This window comes from Bradyrhizobium sp. PUT101, from assembly GCF_052043945.1.
In the GTDB taxonomy this organism is placed as follows: domain Bacteria; phylum Pseudomonadota; class Alphaproteobacteria; order Rhizobiales; family Xanthobacteraceae; genus Bradyrhizobium.
Genome location: NZ_CP197207.1, coordinates 5985552 through 6004287, shown reverse-complemented (window position 1 = coordinate 6004287; position 18736 = coordinate 5985552). Strand labels below are relative to the sequence as shown.

Here is an 18736-nt window from a genome sequence, read left to right as displayed (position 1 = left end):
ATGACGGAACGCCGCGGTCCATGCCGCGGCGTTCGTTTGCCTGGTCGCACGACGGCGCATATGGCACATCGGCGCCACCGCTCTGGATTTCCCCGGAACCAGCCCCATATGCAGGCTTTCCCACCCCCGAGCCCGCATCATGCAACCCAAAAATCCCCTCAACTGGATGCTGTCCGAAGCCCTGGACTCGCTGACCCGCGCCGACCGGCTGCGCCAGCAGTTCGGCCGCCAGGAAGCCTGCTGGGAGCCGCCGATCGACGTGCTCGAAACCGAGCGTGAGCTCCTGATCCTGGTGGCGCTTCCCGGCGTCAATCCGGACAATGTCGAGACGGTCATCCATGACGGCGTTCTCGTCATCTCCGGTCAGCGCACCCTCCCGCCGGAGCTTCGCAACGCCCGCATCCATCGGCTCGAGCTGCCGCAGGGCCGCTTCGAGCGGCGCATCGCGCTGCCCCTTGGCCGCTATGCCATCAGCCGCTTCGTGATGGACGGCTGCGTCGCGCTGCGCCTTGCCAAATCCTGAGGTCGATCATGGCCAACGAACAGATGAACAACGAACAGACCAATAACGACGTGAAGATCCCCGAGGACGCGCTGATCATCATCCCCGTGCGCGAGATGGTGCTGTTTCCCGGCGCCATCGCGCCCATCACGATCGGCCGGGCGAAGTCCATCGCCGCCGCGCAGCAGGCGCTGCGCGAGCAGCGCCCGATCGGCATCGTCCTGCAGCGCAGCCCCGAGACCGAGGAGCCCGGGCCGGACGACCTCTACAGGGTCGCCACCATCGCCAACATCGTGCGCTACATCACCGCGCCCGACGGCACCAACCACATCGTCTGCCAGGGCGTGCAGCGCGCGCGCATCCTCGACTTCCTGCCGGGGACGCCGTTCCCGGCCGCGCGCATCCAGCAGATCCCCGAGCCGACCACGACCTCGCCCGAGATCGAGGCGCGCGCGCTGAACCTGCAGCGCCAGGCGATCGAGGCGATCGAGCTGCTGCCGCAGGCGCCGCCCGAGCTGGCCGCGGTCTTCCAGGGCACCAGCGCGCCCGGCGCACTGGCGGATCTGGCGACCTCCTTCATGGACATCAAGCCGCAGGACAAGCAGGAGGTGCTGGAGACCATCGATCTCGCTCTTCGCGTGGAGAAGGTGTCGAAGCATCTGGCCGAGCGGCTGGAGGTGCTGCGCATCAGCAAGGAGATCGGCCAGCAGACCCGCGCCAGCTTCGACGAGCGGCAGCGCGAGGCGATCCTGCGCGAGCAGATGGCGACCATCCAGCGCCAGCTCGGCGAAGGCGACGGCAAGGCGGCGGAGGTCACCGAGCTGACGGCCGCGATCGCCAAGGCCAACATGCCGCCGGAGGCGGAGGCGCACGCCAAGAAGGAGCTGCGCCGCTACGAGCGCATGCCGGAAGCCGCCGGCGAAGCCGGCATGGTCCGCACCTATCTCGACTGGCTGATCGAGCTGCCCTGGGCGCTGCCCGAGGAGAAACCGATCGACATCAAGGAGGCGCGCCGCATCCTGGACGCGGATCATTTCGGCCTGGAGAAGATCAAGAGCCGGATCATCGAATATCTGGCGGTGCGCAAGCTCGCCCCGCAGGGCAAGGCCCCGATCCTGTGCTTCGTCGGCCCGCCCGGCGTCGGCAAGACTTCGCTCGGCCATTCCATCGCCCGGGCGATGAATCGTCCCTTCGTGCGGGTCAGCCTGGGTGGCGTGCATGACGAGGCCGAGATCCGCGGCCACCGACGCACCTACATCGGCGCGCTGCCCGGCAACATCATCCAGGGCATCAAGAAGGCCGGCGCGCGGAACTGCGTCATGATGCTGGACGAGATCGACAAGATGGGCCGTGGCGTGCAGGGCGACCCTTCCGCCGCCATGCTGGAGGTGCTCGACCCCGAGCAGAACGGGACGTTCCGGGACAATTACCTGGGCGTGCCCTTCGACCTGTCGCGCGTGGTGTTCATCGCGACCGCCAACATGCTGGACCAGATCCCGGGTCCGCTGCTGGATCGCATGGAGCTGATCAGCCTCGCCGGCTACACCGAGGACGAGAAGCTCGAGATCGCGCAGCGCTATCTGGTGCGGCGGCAGCTCGAGGCCAATGGCCTCTCGGCCGAGCAGGCCGAGATCGAGCCGGAAGCGCTGAAGCTGATCGTCAAAGGATACACCCGCGAGGCCGGCGTGCGCAATCTCGAGCGCGAGATCGGCAAGGTGTTCCGGCATGCCGCGGTGCAGGTCGCCGAAGGCACGGCCGCGAAGGTCGTCGTCACGCCGAACGACATCGCCACCGTGCTCGGCCAGCCTCGCTTCGAAGGCGAGATCGCACTGCGCACCAGCGTTCCCGGCGTGGCCACCGGCCTTGCCTGGACGCCGGTCGGCGGCGACATCCTGTTCATCGAGGCGACGCGTGTGCCCGGCAAGGGCGCTCTGATCCTGACCGGCCAGCTCGGCGACGTCATGCGCGAGAGCGTGCAGGCTGCGATGACGCTGGTGAAGAGCCGAGCCCTCCAACTCGGCATCGATCCCCAGCTGTTCGAGAAGAGCGACATCCACGTTCACGTCCCCGCGGGCGCAACCCCGAAGGACGGGCCGAGCGCCGGCGTCGCGATGTTCACGGCGCTGACGTCCCTGCTCAGCAATCGCACGGTGCGCAGCGACACCGCGATGACCGGCGAGATCTCGCTGCGCGGCCTGGTGCTGCCGGTCGGCGGCATCAAGGAGAAGGTGGTGGCTGCGGCCGCCGCCGGATTGAAGCGGGTGATGCTGCCGGCCCGCAACAAGCGGGATTATGACGACATCCCGAAAAGCGCGCGGGACAACCTTGAATTCATCTGGCTGGAGCGCGTCGACGAGGCGATCGCCGCGGCGCTCGAGCCGACCGAGTTCAAGGTCGAAGCTGCGGAGTGAATGCGATGAAGAAACTGCTGGAGAAAGCGAAGAGATCGCGAAAGACGCAGCGGCTGCGCCAACTGCTCGATCGCGCGATCGACCGGGTTCGCGATGCGCTTGCGGCGCCTGAGCCGCGGCTTCAGCCGGTCCCGGTCCGGGTGAAGCGCCGCAAGGGTTGAGCCCTCCGTCTCAAGCCCTCGCGGCTGCCCCAAACAAAAGGCCCCCTCCTTGAAGGGGGTCTTTGCGTTCTCAGGACACGGCGTCCTTGGCGGCCTTGACCGGGCGGGCGCGGACGATCTTCCGGGCCGGCTTGGCCTTGAACATCATCTCTTCACCCGTGAACGGGTTGGTGCCCTTGCGCGCCTTGGTGGCGGGCTTCTTGATGACCACGAACTTGGCGAAGCCCGGCACCAGGAACAGGCCGTTCTTCTTGAGCTCCTTGTGGCCGACGTCGGTCAGCGTCTCCATGACGTTCTTGACGTCGCGCTTGGAAAGCTCTGTGGCGGTCGCAATCTTTTCGATCAACTGCGATTTGGACATTTGGGTTGCCATCGTGTCTCCTCTGATTCGTGACGGCTGCATATTAGACCAACCGGCAAAGGCCTATAGCCTTCTGCACAGTTTTGTCGCGATTTTACGGGCTTTTTGCCCCGCTGTGGCAAAAAACCCTGCATTTTAGCCACTTCCAGTGCGGAAGGAGCCTTGAGCAGCGGATTTTGCCTTGTTTCAAAGGCCCGCACTACATCTTGCTAGAACTGATTCGCCGCTTTCGACAAGCGAAGACCGGCCTCTTTGTGAAAGGCCGGTCGTGTTTCACCCTGAAAAATAAGGGTCGGATCGCATGTCGCCGGTCTTACGCCCCGCAAAAACAGGGAGAAAGTGAGGGGCGATCGGCTAGACGCGCTCGATGATGATGGCGGGCGCCATGCCGCCGGCGGCGCACATGGTGACGAGACCACGCTTGAGATCGCGCCGTTCGAGCTCGTCGAGCACGGTGCCGATCAGGATCGAGCCGGTGGCGCCGATGGGATGGCCGAGCGCGATCGAGCCGCCGTTCACGTTGACCTTGGCGCGATCGAGCTTGAGATCGCGGATATATTTCTCCGCCACCACCGCAAACGCCTCGTTGATCTCGAACAGGTCGATGTCGTCGATGGTGAGGCCCGCCTTCGCCAGCACCTTGCGCGTCGCCGGCACCGGCGCGTTCAGCATCAAGGTCGGCGAGTCCCCCATGTTGGCCATCGCGACCACGCGGGCGCGCGGCTTCAGGCCGTGTGCCTTGGCGTAAGCCGGTGAAGCCAGAAGGATCGCGGCGGCGCCGTCGACGACGCCGGAGGAGTTGCCGGCGTGATGCACGAAGTCGATCTTCAGATCAGGATATTCTTGCAGGATCAGGCCGCGATAGGTCATGCCCTTGTCGTCGAGCGCGTAGTCGGCGATCGCGGGGAATGCCGGCTTCAGGCTGCTGAGGCCCTCCATCGTGGTCTGCGGCCGCGGATATTCCTCATGGTCGAGCGCGAGGCTGCCGTCTTCGCGGTGGACCGGCACGAGGCTCTTCTCGAAGTGGCCGTTCGCGATCGCATGCGCGGCGCGCTTCTGGCTCTCCAGCCCGAGCGCGTCGACATCCCTTCGCGTGATGCCTTCCATGGTGGCGATCGCATCGGCGCAGACGCCCTGATGCGATTGCGGGTGCCGCGCGCGCAGACGAAGATTGCCGCCGTCCATCATCATCGGACCGCCGCCGCGGCGTCCCTCCATCGACATCATCTCGCAGCCGCCGGCGATGACGAGGTCTTCGGCGCCCGCCATGATCGAGCTCGCGGCCATGTTGACGCTGGTGATGCCGCTTCCGCAGAAGCGGTCGAGCGTCACCGCGCTGGCACGCACGTCGTAGCCGGCATCGAGTGCGGACATGCGGCCGAGATCGCCGCTTTGCGTTGCGACCTGCGCGCTGCAGCCCCAGACGATGTCGTCGACGTCTGCCGTATCGATGCCGGTGCGATCGGCAAGCGCGCGCAGCACGGTTGCCCCGAGCTGCTGCGGATGAATGCCCGAGAGCGCTCCCTTGCCGGCCTTGCCGATGCCTCGCGGGGTTCGGCAGGCATCGATGATCAGCGCGTCAGCCATTGGCGTTGTCCTCTCGTTTATGGGTGTTGGGACGGTTTTGAATAAGCGGAAGAGTGGAGTCAATGCGGGATGCCTTCTTCGCCTCTCCCCGCTTGCGCGCAGAGGCCGGATTTTACGCGCAGCGGAAAATCCGGGGGCGGCGGAGCTTTGCGGTCTCCTCAGCACGAGGCTTCGTCAAAGCCGTGTCCTCTGAAACTGCTGCTGCTCACTCCGCCCTCATCCTGAGGGCCCGCCGGAGGCGGCGTCTCGAAGGATGGCCGCAGGCGAGTTTCCCGCCGCGTTTCCTCACATGCGATTGCCCTGCCACAAGGACGGGGAGAGCGAGAAGAGCTACACCCCCGCCGCGTTCTTCGCGATCACGTTGCGGTAGAAGCTGGCGCTGAGTTTCGGCGTACGGACCTGGGTGTCGAAATTGACGTGGTACAGCCCAAAACGCTTGTTGAGGCCATACACCCACTCGAAATTGTCCATCAGGCTCCAGAGGAAATAGCCGCGCACCGGTACGCCCTCGCTGGTGGCGCGCTCGAGCTGGGCGAGATAGTTGCGCAAATACATGATGCGATCGGTGTCGTAGATCTTGCCGTCCGGCGTCACCGCATCGTCGCCGGACGCCCCGTTCTCGCTGATATAGATCGCATCCGTCTTCCAGATCTTTGCCGCCAGCTTCGGCACCCAGTAGATCGTCTCGGGCCCGACGCGCAGCCAGTCCGAATTCATGTGCGGAAACGATTTCGGGATCGGCAGCGGCATGAAGCCCGCGCCCTTGTCGGAGGCCACGACGTAATTGTTTGGCGCGTAGATGTTGAGGCCGAGGAAGTCGACCGGCGAGGAGATGATCTTGAGCTCCGCATCGGTGAATTTCGGCGCGTTGGGCCCGGCGAATTTCAGGAACGCGTCGGTATAGCGCCCCGTCATGATGACGTTGAGATAGCCGGCATTCATCTCGCGCAGCGCGATCTCCGCGGCGCGAACGTTCTCCGGCGTGTCGATCGCGGGCGCGCAGGCATCGACGTTCTCGGCCGGCCCCACCCTGGTGCCGCGGCGGCCGTGAGCCCGCACCGCCTGCACCGCGAGCCCGTGCGCCAGCGCGCTGTTGTGCCTGATCTGGTTGACATCGGCTTGCGGCAGCGTCAGGCCCGGCGCGTCGATGCCGATGCCGTAACCGAAATAGACGAAGCGGCCGCTCTCGTTCAGCGTGAACACGTTCTTGACCCGGTCGGTCAGACGCTCGGCGACATAGGCCGCGTAATCGCCAAAGATCTTGCAGGTTTCCGTCGAACGCCAGCCGCCAAAACGGTCCTCGAGCGATTGGGGCAGGTCCCAATGATAGAGCGTCAGCCACGGCTCGATGCCGTTCTTCAGGAGCTCGTCGACGAGACGATTGTAGAAGTCGAGCCCCTTCGGGTTGGGCTTGCCGTCGCCGTCCGGAAACAGCCGAGGCCAGGCCACCGAGAAGCGATAGGCCCTGCAGCCGAGCTCCTTGATGAGCGCAATGTCCTCCTTGTAGCGGTGATAGTGCTCATTGGCGCGATCACCATTGGTGCCGTCCTCGATCTTGCCGGGGATGCGAACGAACTTGTCCCAGATCGAGGGCCCGCGCCCGTCCTCGTTGACTGCACCTTCCACCTGATAGGACGAGGTCGCCGTGCCCCAGACAAAGCCCGCCGGAAAGCCGCTTCCACCGCGCCTCGACCGAGCCGGCTTGGCTTCGGCTGCATGGAGCGCGCCAGTCATCCCGGCTGCGGACAGCCCCGCGATCTTCGCAAGCTGGCGACGCGAGACCTTGTCCGTCATGGATGCTTCTCCGCTTCCGGTTTGTTGCGGACGCACAATGGCGAGTCGCGGGCCGTTTGAAAAGCAAGCTTTGGCGAAAGCCGGATGCAGAATCCGGCGACCTTGGCGCGACATATGGATGCGGGCCGGCCGACGCGCTTGCTTCCCGCTCAGCGCGAGCGCTTCGGCAATTTTCGCAGCTTGTCGGGATTGAACGCCGGCACCTGCTCGGCTGTTTCGCGTGCGGGCGGCTGCTGTTCCGCCAGAATGAGCGTGCCATGGAGGATCATTCCCGGCACCTGTTGTGCCGTCGCGGTGTAGCTCGCGATCTTGCCGGGGCAGCGTCCCTCGATGTCCAGCGTGAGATCATCTTCGACGCCGAAGACCGTCGAACGCCCATCGGTATGACGCTTCGTCGATACGGTCGCGGTGAAGCGCTCGCCTTCGATCGTGCAGGAGCCGTGATACGTCATCAGGCTGTCACGGCCCCAAATCTGGCCGTCTGCGACGTGAACGATCCCGGTACCCTGGTCCAGTGGCGTCCTGTACCACGCCGCGTAGGTGCCGTCCTTCAGCATGGGAGCAGTCTCTCCTGATATTCCCACGCGGACCATTGGCATCATTTAACGCCAAGAAACAGTTAATGATCGTGCCCGTGCCAATCCGGTCTTTCCTTGCGCAGCTCGGCCTCGAGCTCCTCGATGATGCTGTGAAGCAGATGCGCGGCAAGCGGGTCGGTCACTTCGCGCTCCAAATGGCGGTAACGCGCGATCAGGAACTCCTGCTCTTTCAACTGGCGTTCTGTCATCAGACGGGCCCTCCAATAGACCGACGCGCAGAGGACCAAGCAGTTTCATTAAAATTTTCAGAGCATTTTCTATGGTTTCTAATGGGTTAAAGACGCCAAGCTTCGCCCGCGGGGCCGGGCGACGGCTCAACGTCGCTCATCGTGCATTCGCGTAACCGCACGATTACCTGGAGCAGGATCGGGCAAAACAGGACCGTTCCAGGCAAGACCCGGAGCCTCTGCGTCGCATAGAACTCGCGCCGACCCGTAAAAGCACGGGCACCTGATCTGAGGCAGCAAGCAATCAGAAGGAGCCACGCCATGACCGGGAGCACCGCACTCATGCGCAATCCTCCGTCCAAGGGCCAGCCACCCCCGCCCAGCGCACAACCCGTCGATATCGCCATGTCCGAGCGACGCACCGCCGAGGTGGAGATGGCGCGGGTGCTCAGGACCGAACCGGCCCGCATGGCGCTGGACTCCTCCGGCGCCGGGATCGCGCACTGGAAACACGATCCATTGCATGACGTCGTCGAGCCCATGAGCCACCACGTGATCATGGCGTATAACGGCGTGCTGCAGCGCATGGAGCGCCGGTCGGGAAAATCGGTTTCGATCGGCACGTTTCGTCCTGGAGTCGTGATCATCATTCCGGAAGGATCGAGCTCCCGATGGGACATTCCGAAGCCCGTTGATGTCGTTCAGCTCTACCTTCCGAATGCGACACTGAAGCGCGTTGCCGGCGAGGCCGGGATCGCAGGAGCGGCCGATCTGCTGGAGCGGACGGCGCACCCTGACCCCATCACGTCCCGACTGCTCTTGAGCGCAGCGGATGCGCTCGACGGCAATGGGGTCCTCGACACGCTGTTCCGGCACCAGGTGACGGATCTTCTTGCCACGCGCGTCCTGGCCGCGCACACGGGTCCGCCGGCCACGTTCCATCCGACCATGGGCGGGCTGTCGCCGAAGGTCCTGCTCCGCGCGATCGAACGGTTGCGCTCGGACAGCGATGCGGACGTCTCCCTCGATGCGCTGGCGTCCGATGCCGGCCTCTCGCGCTTTCACTTCTGCCGCGCCTTCAAGGAGAGCACCGGACTCTCGCCGCATGCCTGGCTCCGCCAACACCGGCTCGAGCAGGCCATGAACATGCTGCGGGAGAGCGACGACCCGGTCGTCTCGATCGCTGCGGCGCTTGGCTATTCCTCGCAGACGGCGTTCGCCGCGGCCTTCAGGAAGCTCACCGGCGAAGCGCCGAGCGAATGGCGCAGGCGCATGCGTTAGCAGCAATCGCTCGATGGCGACAGCAATCGCTCTGGGGCAGCGGCACGCCTGATCGGTTAAACCATCACCATGTCCAATCCCACGACGGAGGCAAATGATGATCGGGAGAGACTTCGTCCACCGGCTGGCAATCACCTCATCACGCAAGGGTCTCGCCACCGCTGTCGTGTACGGACTTACGCTGACTGTTCGCTTCACTTCAGCAACAGGTGACGAGATTCCGCCGCAATCCGCACAACGCGTCCACCCGGTGATTTCGGTGATCACCGGGGACAGCTTCCGCCTTCCCTATCAGGACTGGAGCCGCCAGTCCGCGCGATCGATCGTCTTTCGTCAGGGCTGGCCGCCCGGCTGTCCGCTCCAATAGGCGTCAGCAAGCTCGCTTCAACCATTCGCGTCATCGCCGACCGCAACAGGACTTGCCGCAAACCCGCAGCGGCGGCGGCAACGCGCCTGTGCCCAGGAAGATCAACCAAAGGAGACCGTCAATGCGACTAGTCATCATCGGCGCCGGCTTCGCCGGCATGTATGCCGCCCTTTCCGCTGCCCGCCTGCGCGAGATCCAGGGCGTCTCGCCCGACGAACTCGAGATCGCGCTGGTCGCACCCGAGCCGACGCTGGTCGTCCGCCCGCGGCTCTACGAGAAGAATCCGGAGACCTTGACGGCACCGCTCCTCGATGTGCTCGAGGCGATCGACGTCACCTATGTTCAGGGCAGCGTCGAGACGGTTGAAACCCAATCCCGCATGGTGAGGGTCGCCACGGCCAAGGGCTCCAAGAAGACGCTCTCCTACGATCGGCTCGTGGTCGCCACCGGGAGCCGGCTGTTCCGCCCGAACATCCCGGGTCTTGCCGAGCACGGGTTCAGCGTCGACTCGCTCGACGATGCGATCGCGCTCGACAGGCACCTGCATGGCCTTGCCAAGCGGCCGGCCGCGAACGGGCGCGACACGGTCGTCGTCGCCGGCGGCGGCTTCACCGGCATCGAGGCGGCCACCGAAATACCGGCGCGGCTCCGCGCAATCCTCGGCCCGAATGCCAGAACTCGCGTCATCGTCGTCGAGCGCAACAGCGCGATCGCACCCGACATGGGTGCAGGCCCGCGACCGGTCATCGAGAGCGCCCTCCACAAGCTCGGCGTGGAGACCCGCCTCGGTGCCGGCGTCGCCTCGCTCGACGAGTCCGGTGTCACCTTGTCCAGCGGAGAGCACATCGAAACCGAAACCGTGATCTGGGCGGCGGGTATTCGTGCGGCCCCTCTGACGGCGCAAATTCCCGCCGAGCGCGACAGTTTCGGCCGGCTGCTGGTCGATCGCTGTCTGCGGGTGTCAGGCGTCGAGGGCGTCTTCGCGAGCGGCGATGCGGCCCGCGCCGCCTGCGACGACGAGGGCAATTACGCACTGATGTCCTGCCAGCACGCCACGCGCATGGGCGCCTTTGCAGGCAACAATGCCGCCGCCGAGCTGCTCGGCGTTCCGACCAGGCCCTACCACCAGAAGGCCTACGTCACCTGTCTCGATCTCGGCGAAGCCGGCGCACTGTTCACTCGCGGCTGGGATCGCAAGGTCGAGATGGTCGGTGATGTCGCCAAGAAGACGAAGCAAGAGATCAACACGGTCTGGATCTATCCGCCGAAGGCCGAACGCGCCGCGGCGCTCGCATCGGCCGATCCGGAACGCGTGACCAGCCTCTAATGCGCGACGCCATGGCAGGCGGCGCTCCCCTGGCGGCGCGGCCTGCTCAAACGAAGACCAGCCAGAACAAGAACCGCAACAGGAGACCAACATGAACCTGCACAATACCTCCTACCCCGCGACATCGAAGCCTGAAGAGCTTGTCCCGTCGCGCTACGCGCTGAAGGTCGGCGACATCGACGTGCTTGTGGTGAGCGATGGCGTGCTGCCGCTACCGGCCGAGATGTTGGCGCACAATGCCGACCCCGCGGTCCGCGCGGCCTGGCTGGACGACATGTTCCTGCCGCCGGACGCGTTCGACTGGGCGTTGAACGTGGTCGTGGTGCGCAGCGGAGAGCAGACCATTCTGATCGACGCCGGGCTCGGATTGGACCCGGACCTGCACCTCCCGCGAGCCGGGCAGCTGGTCAAGCGACTGGAGGCCGCCGGCATCGATCTGGCATCCGTGACCGACGTGGTGCTGACCCACATGCACATGGACCATGTCGGCGGGTTGCTCGTCGAAGGCGTGAAAGACCGGCTGCGTCCGGACCTGCGGATCCATGTGGCAGCCGCCGAAGTCAAGTTCTGGGAGTCGCCCGATTTCTCCCGCGTCTCCATGCCGCCGGGATTCCCGGACGCACTTCGACAGACGGCCAAGCGGTTCGCGCACGAATATCACAACCAGCTCCGGACGTTCGAAGCCGAATTCGAGGTCGCGCCGGGGGTGGTGGTCTGCCGCACCGGCGGTCACACCCCCGGGCACAGCGTGGTCCGCCTGACCTCCGGCGGCGAGCGACTGACATTCGCCGGCGACCTCGTGTTCACCGTCGGGTTCGAACACCCTGACTGGCACAACGGCTTCGAACACGATCCCGAGGAAGCCGCCCGCGTCAGAGTGAACCTCTTGCGGGAGCTTGCGGCCAACCGCGAGCTGCTGGTGGCCACGCATATGCCGTTCCCTTCCGTCGGTCATGTCGCTGTCGCCGGCGACGCTTTCCGCTGGGTGCCCGTGTCCTGGGACTATTGAGCGCTTGCCGGACCGAATCCAAACCGGGGCGCGCGCTCATCGCGATGAGTTTGCGCCCTGGGACTCCACATGCACTGAGCCGTCGAAGTCGAAGCGTTGGTCTTCGGTCGCTCCGGCGATTTCGAACGGCGCAACCACGCGAACGAACATGCAAGAAAACAAAGTCGTGATCATCACCGGCGGCAGTTCCGGCATCGGTCGAGCCGCAGCTCTCCGTTTCGCCAACCAAGGCGACAAGGTGCTCATCACCGGCCGTCGTGCCGGGCCTATTGAGAAAACGATGGCGGAGCACCAGAACATCATCGGCCTGATTGCGGATACCGCTTCCGCAGACGACGCCGAGCGGACCATCGCCGAGGCGATCGGCAGATGGGGCCGGCTGGACACGCTCGTCAACAACGCCGGCGCAGGAGCCATCCTTCCGTTGTCGGATGTTGCGGCCGAGCGGATCGCGGACATATTTTCCGTCAATGTGGTCGGTCCGAGCCTGCTGGCCCGCGCCGCCCTTCCTCACCTGCAGTCAACGCGGGGCACCATCATCAACATCTCCTCGACGTTTGGTCACCGGCCGGCCGCGGGACTGTCCCACTACGCCGCGAGCAAGGCGGCGCTGGAACACCTGACACGCTGCTGGGCGCTCGAGCTCGCGCCACTTGGAATAAGGGTGAATGCGATCGCGGCCGGCCCGACCGAATCCGGCGCCTTGACCGGAATGATGGGGCTGTCCGCGGAAGCGGCAGAAGCCGTCAAGGACGAAGAGCGCGCGCGGATTCCGCTCGGTCGGCGCGGCGTTCCCGACGACATCGCGCGATGGATCCTGCAGCTTGCAGGTCCCGCCTCGCAATGGATGACGGGCCAAGTTCTCGCAGTCGATGGTGGCCTGGGACTGGCCTAGTTTAGAGCATGATCCGAAGAGGTGTGCAGCGGCTTTCCGAAAAGATCACGCTCGAAGAATAACCCGAAGCGCGACAACGAATCATCCCAATCGCGTCGCGCTTTGAGCCCTGCGCCGATATTCAATCCGCCGCGCTTCGCATGCGCCTAGAACGTCACCCGCATTCCCGCGTAAAATGCCCGTGGCCTTGCCGGGCTCAGCGAGCGCGGGTCGGTGAATTCGGCGCCGCCATTGGTGAAGTTCGGCAGGGCCTCGCGATCGAAGAACTGGCCGTAGGTGACGTAGCGCTTGTCGAACACGTTGTCGACGCGGCCGTAGAGCTGGACGTTCTTCGTCACCTGGTAGGAGGTGTGGAGATTGAACACCGTATAGGACGGCAGTTTCGCGAACTGGTTCGACTCGTCGCCGACGATGTATTGGCTGGAGACGTACAGCGCGTTGCCGCCGACCTTCCAGACGTCGGTCACGGCGTAGTCGACGCCGACCTTGACGCGGTGGCGCGGGATCGCGGGGATCTGGTTGCCGGGTCTGACCTGGATGGTCTCGGTGGCGTCATCGGCGAACGGGCTTTCCGAGCCGAGTTCGAGCGGATCAAGGAAGCGCGCGTCGACAAAGGCGTAGCTCGCCTGGAACTGAAGCGTGGGCGACTTGATGTTGACCTCCGCTTCCAGCCCTTGCCGCCGTGTCCGGCCGACATTGGTGAAATAGCCAAAGCCCGTCCGCCCGACGGCGGGCACCGCTACGATGTCGTCATGGTTGGTGGCGCGAAAGCCGCCGATCTTCCATCCCAGCGTGCCGATGTTCAGCTCCTTGGTGCCACGGAAGCCGGCCTCCACCGTCTTGGAGACGACCTGCTTCAACGGCGGATCCGCAACCAGGAAGGCCGCGATGAGGCAGGGACGGGCCGGATCCGCGCAGCCGAGCTCGAGCGGCGTCGGCACGCGGTTGGCCTCGGAATAGCCGGCATAGGCGGTCAATCCCGGCGTGATCTTGTAGGTGCCTCCGATCATCGGATTGAAGCGGGTATAGGTGTGATCGCCGTTGAGCGCGGTCCCGAGCTGATCTTCCAGCGAGATCCGCGCCGCGTTGAAGCGGCCGCCGCCGGTGATGGCGAAAGCGTCCGTGACGTTGAACGTGTCCATCGCGTAGAGACCGTTGTATTGATTGACGGTCCGCAACGAGACGGGGCCGGCAACGGGATCTGCCGTGGGAGTCGCCCCCAGGAAAACACCGCTACCGCTGACGACGTAATTCTCTCCCATCGAGCCGATCTCGGAGCTGGCGTTGTAGCGCGTGGTGCTGGCGTCATAGGTTGCGCCCATCACGAAGCGATTGTCGTGGCCGAACAGTTGATCAGTGTTGGTGGCCTGCCCCGACACGCCGAATGTTGTCGAACGGATCGAGCTCCGGTCGATCGCGCCGAGGATCGTCCCCGGCGCAAAGGGGTTGGCGAGTTGCACGCCGCCCGCGCCGTTGGCGGGTGTGGTGTCGTCGCCGAAGCAGAGCAGCGCCGCATCTGCAGCGCACTCCTCCACGTCGGTTGGATTGCCGTCGACGATCTTCTGCTCGAACCTGCGCACATGGGCGGTGCCTTCGAGCGTCCAGGTCGGCGTCGCGTCGACCTTTCCGGTCAGGTTGAGATAGCCGACGCGGTTGGCGGTGGTCTGCGGTGTGGTGTAGGTCGCGCCCCAATATTTATCCAGCAGCTCGGCCGGAACGGTGGCGCTGGCGCCGAAATTGTTCTTGGCGACCCCCATGTTGGCGTGAAATTCGCTGTCGCCAGCCTTGTAGCCGACATCGCCGTAGAAGCGCCGAACGGTCGATTGGGAAAAATTGCGGAAACCGTTATCGCGCAGGCCTTCGAGCGCGGCGTAGACGGCGTAATTCTGATCGACCTGCTTGCCCCATTGCGCCGAGCCCTGGATACGGCCGAACGAGCCACCCATCACGTCTATCTCGGCGCCCTGATAGGTGAAGCCGTCCTTCATTTGCAGGTTGATAGCGCCGCCCAGCGCGTTGAGACCGAAGGCGGGGTTGTTGGTCACCAGCGTCACCGACCTGATCGCGGCGGTGGGGATCAGATCCCAATTGACGGCGTCCGAGAACGCCTCGTTGATGCGGACGCCGTTCTGGTAGACGGCAAGGCCCTGCGGGGTGCCGGTCACGGGAGAGGCGACGAAGCCGCGAAACTCGACATCGGGCGTGAACGGATTGCCGGTGACCTCGCTGATGTTGATGCCGGCGATGTTGTCGCGCAGGGCGTCGGTGACGTTCAGCGAGTTGGTGCGCCTAATCTGGCTGGCATCGACGGCATTGATGGAAGACGGAACCTTGTCGACGTCGAGGCCGCGGCCGATACCCGGCGCGGTTGGATAGACGTATAGGCGTGTCCTTGGACTGGCGGAGCCCGGCGCCCCCACGCGCGCGACCGGTCGCGCCGGCGCGGCGCGTCTTGCCGCCGCAGGCGATGGCGCCGCAACCTCGACCGGCGGCAGGTTCTGGACGTTGGTCTCCTCGTCCTGCGCGGCCATCGCGCTGGTCGCAACAACCATTCCCGTGGAAACTGAAATGATGACCAGACCACGAACGCCCATTCTTGCCCGCCTCCCCCCGTATCGTCCGGCTCGTTTCCCCGCCGGTTAGGCCAACGATACAGGCCAACAGCCGAAGAGCACCAGCCGTAAAACGTCCGCCCTGTCCGGAGCTTAAATTCCCGACCAAATCGGGAATTATTCCCGATCCGTCCAACGGCGGGCGCGAGCCTCATCGGGCGCGGCCGGGAACTATTCCCGGTCGCCGCGAGACTTTTTGCCGAACCTCGCGAAAGACCTTCGTGCAATCCTTGGCTCGACATCGCGATCTGATCGCGAGTCATTCATCCGTAGACTCACCCCGCCCTCCTGGGCGGGGTGCCTTTACGGCAAGCAAGAATACAGGAGGACATGATGACGTTGGGGGACCGCTTTTCCGTTCGATATTCATCGGCTCGGCCAGTCCGCGGCAGCCTCGTCCTGGGTCTTCTCGCGGGCCTGGGCTTCGGCGCATCCATCGCCGCCGCGTCTGCGCAGGATTCGGTAAAGACCCCGACGCCGGAGAGCATCAAGGCCATCACCTCGCAGGTCGACGGCGCCTACATAAAGGCCAACACCGCGACGTCCAACAACTGGCCGACAGTCGGTCTCGACTACGCCGAGACCCGCTTTTCGAAGCTCAATCAGATCACGAGCGACAACGTCAAAGGCCTCGGCCTGGTCTGGACCTACAATCTCGAATCCTCGCGCGGGGTCGAGGCGACGCCGGTCGTCGTCGACGGCATCATGTACCAGACGGCCTCCTGGAGCGTCGTGCATGCCATCGACGCGCGCACCGGCAAGCGCATCTGGACGTTCGATCCGAAAGTCAACCGCGAACTCGGCTACAGGGGCTGCTGCGACGTCGTCAACCGCGGCGTCGCGCTCTACAAGGGCAAGGTGTTCGTGGCTGCCTATGATGGCCGCTTGATCGCGCTCGACGCGGCAACCGGCAAGAAGGTCTGGGAAAAGGACACGCTGATCGACCACGAGCATTCCTACACCATCACCGGCGCGCCGCGCGTCTTCAACGGCAAGGTCGTGATCGGACAAGGCGGCGCCGAATATGGCGCGCGCGGCTACGTCACCGCATACGATGCCGAGAGCGGAAACCAACTCTGGCGCTGGTTCACCGTCCCCGGCGATCCGTCGAAGCCGTTCGAAGACGAATCGATGGAGAAGGCGGCCAAGACCTGGGATCCCGCCGGCCAATATTGGCTCAACGGCGGCGGCGGCACGCCATGGGACACCATCACCTTCGACCCCGATCTGAACCTCGTCTACATCGGCACCGGCAACGGCTCGCCCTGGAACCGGAACGTGCGCAGCCCCGCCGGCGGCGACAATCTCTATCTCGCCTCGATCGTGGCACTGAACGCCGACACCGGCAAATACGCCTGGCATTATCAGGAGACGCCCGGCGACCACTGGGACTACACTTCGACCCAGCCGATGATACTCGCCGACATCAGCATCGACGGCGCGCCGCGCAAGGTCATCCTACACGCGCCCAAGAACGGCTTCTTCTTCGTGATCGACCGCACCAACGGCAAATTCATCTCGGCGAAGAATTTCGTCGATGTGAACTGGGCCACCGGCTACGACGCCAACGGCCGTCCGATCGAGGTGCCGGCCGCGCGTGGCGACGCCGCGTACGACTCGATCCCGGGACCCTACGGCGCCCACAACTGGCATCCGATGTCGTTCAACCCGCAAACCGGGCTGGTCTATCTGCCGGCCCAGAACGTGCCGCTGAACCTCATTCCGGAGAAGAAATTCAAGCAGAATGCCGCAACGCCGGGCAAATTCGGCGGCACTACCGGCTGGAATGTCGGCTTCGTGCTCAATGGAGAGCCGCCCAAGAGTCTCCCGTTCGGACGCCTGATCGCGTGGGACCCGGTCAGGCAGAAGGAAGCCTGGCGCGTCGAATACCCCTCGCCATGGAACGGCGGCACGCTGACCACGGCCGGAAACCTGGTGTTCCAGGGCACGGCGGATGGACGCTTCGTCGCCTATGACGCCAGGATCGGCAAGGCGCTGTGGGAAACACCGACCGGCACCGGCGTCGTCGCGGCGGCTTCGACCTACATGCTCGATGGCGTGCAGTATGTCTCGATTGCCGTCGGCTGGGGCGGAGTCTATGGCATGGCACAGCGGGCGACCGAGCGGCAAAGCCCCGGAACGGTCTACACGTTCGCACTCAATGGCAAGGCGCCGCTGCCGGAATTCGTGAAGTACCAGACCGAAGGCCTTCTCCAGGGCGTGAAGTACGATCCGAAGGACGTGCCGGAAGGAACGGCGCTCTATGTCGCCGCCTGCGCCACCTGCCATGGCGTGCCCGGTGTCGACAAGGGCGGCAACGTCCGCAACCTCGGCTACGTGCCGGCGGAGGAGATCGCCAACCTCAAGAACATCGTGTTCAAGGGACCGTTCCGCGACAAGGGCATGCCGGACTTCACGGGCAGGCTGACGGAAGCCGATGTCGTGAAGATTCAGGCCTTCATCCAAGGCACGGCCGACGCAATACGGCCGAAGAAGTGACGCGGCGATACGGCTGCGGCAGGCATTGCCGCAGCCGGCTCACCCGACGCTCCCGACACGCTTCAATCCTTTGAAACATCATGCATTTCAGAGAGATCCATTGAGTCCCATACTCGTCGTCGACGACCATCCCATCATCGCTGAAGCGTGTCGTATCGTGCTGGGGGAGGTCGAAGACGTGGTCGCTGCGCGCGATGTGCCGAGCGGCTATGAAGCATTCCTGGAGCACCGACCCGGAGTCGTCATCCTCGATTTGACCTTTCCCGGAGCGGCACTGGGCGGTGTCGACTTGCTGCACCGCATCTCCTCGGATGCGCCGCTCGCGCGCATCCTGGTTTTCAGCATGCATGCGGACGCAAATATCGTCGCGTCCGCGATCAAGGCGGGAGCCAGCGGATATTTGCTGAAGGATTCTCCGCCGGACGAACTGCCAAAGGCGGTGCGTCAGGTCAGGCTCGGCCATCGCTATGTCGACGAGCGGATCAATTTGCGCGGCGTGCCCCTGCCCGATCACGTCGATTCCGGCAAGGTCGCCACACTGACGCGCAGAGAACGAGAGGCGCTCAGCCTGCTTGGCCAGGGAAATACATATTCCGCGATCGCCGAAGAGCTGGCTATCACGCCCCGGGCCGTCGCCCGGCTCATCAAGCAGGCGAGGACCAAGCTCGGCATCCGTCGCACGAGCGACCTGCTCCGCCGGGCGCGCGATCTTGCCGGCGAAGACAGCTCGAACTGACGCGCGACCACCTGATCTATTGCAGGAGCTGAAGCAGCGCGCGTCCGGCAGGCGTCTTCAGTTCTTTCCCATCCAGCGTTCCGTCGTGATCCGGATCGGCTGCGTCGGAACGCTGCGAGACGACGGCGAGATATTCATTTACCGAGAGCGTTCCATCGTTGTCGGGATCTGCTGCAGCGATCTCTTTGGCGGATAATCTGCCCCGCAACTCCCGCACGTCCAGCGTGCCGTCGTGATCCGGGTCGAGCCTGGCGAAAAGCGCCGTCGCTGCCTTCCTGACCTCGATATGGTCCAGCGTCCCGTCGCTGTCGGTATCGAACTTCCTGACGGGATCACCGCGGGAAGCCGCCAGCGCAGATCCCGACACCATCACGACAGCCAGAATCGAGACCATCCATCGGCCAAATCTCGGCATTTCGAGCTCTCCC

General features: G+C 64.6%; 17 protein-coding genes. 10 read left to right on the top strand and 7 right to left on the bottom strand.

The features are described 5' to 3' along the window. Positions 1 to 139 precede the first annotated feature (139 nt). From ACSHT2_RS28785 to ACSHT2_RS28775, 3 genes are read left to right on the top strand one after another with little or no spacing between them, the layout of a single operon-like run. Entirely contained in the window at positions 140 to 523 is a 384-nt protein-coding gene (locus ACSHT2_RS28785; protein WP_028180878.1) for an Hsp20/alpha crystallin family protein, read from the top strand. An 8-nt stretch (positions 524 to 531) separates the two neighbouring features. After that, the gene (gene lon, locus ACSHT2_RS28780; RefSeq protein ID WP_440638113.1) at positions 532 to 2913 is read left to right on the top strand and encodes an endopeptidase La; all 2382 of its coding nucleotides are present in this window, start codon (positions 532 to 534) and stop codon (positions 2911 to 2913) included. Positions 2914 to 2918: 5 nt separating this feature from the next. Further along, positions 2919 to 3074 carry a hypothetical protein gene (locus ACSHT2_RS28775; protein ID WP_162832024.1) on the top strand — a complete coding sequence of 52 codons (156 nt, stop codon included), beginning with the start codon at positions 2919 to 2921 and terminating at the stop codon, positions 3072 to 3074. A 70-nt stretch (positions 3075 to 3144) separates the two neighbouring features. Here the strand turns inward: ACSHT2_RS28775 and ACSHT2_RS28770 are convergent, their stop codons facing one another. From ACSHT2_RS28770 to ACSHT2_RS28750, 5 genes are all read right to left on the bottom strand, one after another. Beyond that, positions 3145 to 3447 (bottom strand): HU family DNA-binding protein, encoded by a 303-nt coding sequence (locus ACSHT2_RS28770; RefSeq protein WP_035705209.1) that lies wholly within the window; start codon positions 3445 to 3447, stop codon positions 3145 to 3147. A gap of 342 nt (positions 3448 to 3789) precedes the next feature. Next, positions 3790 to 5022 carry an acetyl-CoA C-acetyltransferase gene (locus tag ACSHT2_RS28765; protein ID WP_440638112.1) on the bottom strand — a complete coding sequence of 411 codons (1233 nt, stop codon included), beginning with the start codon at positions 5020 to 5022 and terminating at the stop codon, positions 3790 to 3792. A gap of 330 nt (positions 5023 to 5352) precedes the next feature. Then, positions 5353 to 6816 carry a GH1 family beta-glucosidase gene (locus ACSHT2_RS28760; RefSeq protein WP_440638111.1) on the bottom strand — a complete coding sequence of 488 codons (1464 nt, stop codon included), beginning with the start codon at positions 6814 to 6816 and terminating at the stop codon, positions 5353 to 5355. Positions 6817 to 6965: 149 nt separating this feature from the next. Continuing rightward, complete coding sequence (locus ACSHT2_RS28755; RefSeq protein ID WP_440638110.1) at positions 6966 to 7373, bottom strand: hypothetical protein; 408 nt, start codon at positions 7371 to 7373, stop codon at positions 6966 to 6968. Between the two features lie 62 nt (positions 7374 to 7435). After that, a complete protein-coding gene (locus ACSHT2_RS28750; RefSeq protein WP_319335531.1) occupies positions 7436 to 7603 on the bottom strand; it encodes a hypothetical protein in 168 nt (55 codons plus the stop codon). Positions 7604 to 7903: 300 nt separating this feature from the next. Here ACSHT2_RS28750 and ACSHT2_RS28745 point away from each other — a divergent pair, with 300 nt between their 5' ends. From ACSHT2_RS28745 to ACSHT2_RS28725, 5 genes are all read left to right on the top strand, one after another. Further along, positions 7904 to 8863, top strand: coding sequence for a helix-turn-helix transcriptional regulator (locus ACSHT2_RS28745; protein WP_440638108.1), 960 nt, complete (start codon positions 7904 to 7906; stop codon positions 8861 to 8863). Positions 8864 to 8957: 94 nt separating this feature from the next. Continuing rightward, the gene (locus ACSHT2_RS28740; protein ID WP_440638107.1) at positions 8958 to 9230 is read left to right on the top strand and encodes a hypothetical protein; all 273 of its coding nucleotides are present in this window, start codon (positions 8958 to 8960) and stop codon (positions 9228 to 9230) included. A gap of 121 nt (positions 9231 to 9351) precedes the next feature. After that, complete coding sequence (locus ACSHT2_RS28735) at positions 9352 to 10557, top strand: NAD(P)/FAD-dependent oxidoreductase (protein ID WP_440638105.1); 1206 nt, start codon at positions 9352 to 9354, stop codon at positions 10555 to 10557. A 91-nt stretch (positions 10558 to 10648) separates the two neighbouring features. Continuing rightward, positions 10649 to 11566, top strand: coding sequence for an MBL fold metallo-hydrolase (locus ACSHT2_RS28730; protein WP_035705223.1), 918 nt, complete (start codon positions 10649 to 10651; stop codon positions 11564 to 11566). Continuing rightward, complete coding sequence (locus ACSHT2_RS28725; RefSeq protein ID WP_440638104.1) at positions 11511 to 12461, top strand: SDR family NAD(P)-dependent oxidoreductase; 951 nt, start codon at positions 11511 to 11513, stop codon at positions 12459 to 12461. The genes ACSHT2_RS28730 and ACSHT2_RS28725 overlap by 56 nt, the downstream gene beginning before the upstream one ends. A gap of 146 nt (positions 12462 to 12607) precedes the next feature. Here the strand turns inward: ACSHT2_RS28725 and ACSHT2_RS28720 are convergent, their stop codons facing one another. Beyond that, entirely contained in the window at positions 12608 to 15055 is a 2448-nt protein-coding gene (locus ACSHT2_RS28720; protein WP_440638103.1) for a TonB-dependent receptor, read from the bottom strand. Between the two features lie 348 nt (positions 15056 to 15403). Between ACSHT2_RS28720 and ACSHT2_RS28715 the strand changes: the two genes are divergently transcribed. Together ACSHT2_RS28715 and ACSHT2_RS28710 are read left to right on the top strand one after the other, a co-directional pair. Next, positions 15404 to 17572 carry a PQQ-dependent dehydrogenase, methanol/ethanol family gene (locus ACSHT2_RS28715; RefSeq protein WP_440638102.1) on the top strand — a complete coding sequence of 723 codons (2169 nt, stop codon included), beginning with the start codon at positions 15404 to 15406 and terminating at the stop codon, positions 17570 to 17572. A 25-nt stretch (positions 17573 to 17597) separates the two neighbouring features. Beyond that, positions 17598 to 18308, top strand: a complete 711-nt coding sequence (locus ACSHT2_RS28710) for a response regulator transcription factor (RefSeq protein ID WP_440638101.1) — start codon at positions 17598 to 17600, stop codon at positions 18306 to 18308. Between the two features lie 16 nt (positions 18309 to 18324). On the opposite strand, the gene ACSHT2_RS28705 is transcribed toward ACSHT2_RS28710, so the two are convergent. Then, on the bottom strand, positions 18325 to 18723 hold the full coding sequence (locus ACSHT2_RS28705) for a calcium-binding protein (protein WP_440638100.1): 399 nt from the start codon (positions 18721 to 18723) through the stop codon (positions 18325 to 18327). Positions 18724 to 18736: the final 13 nt, after the last annotated feature.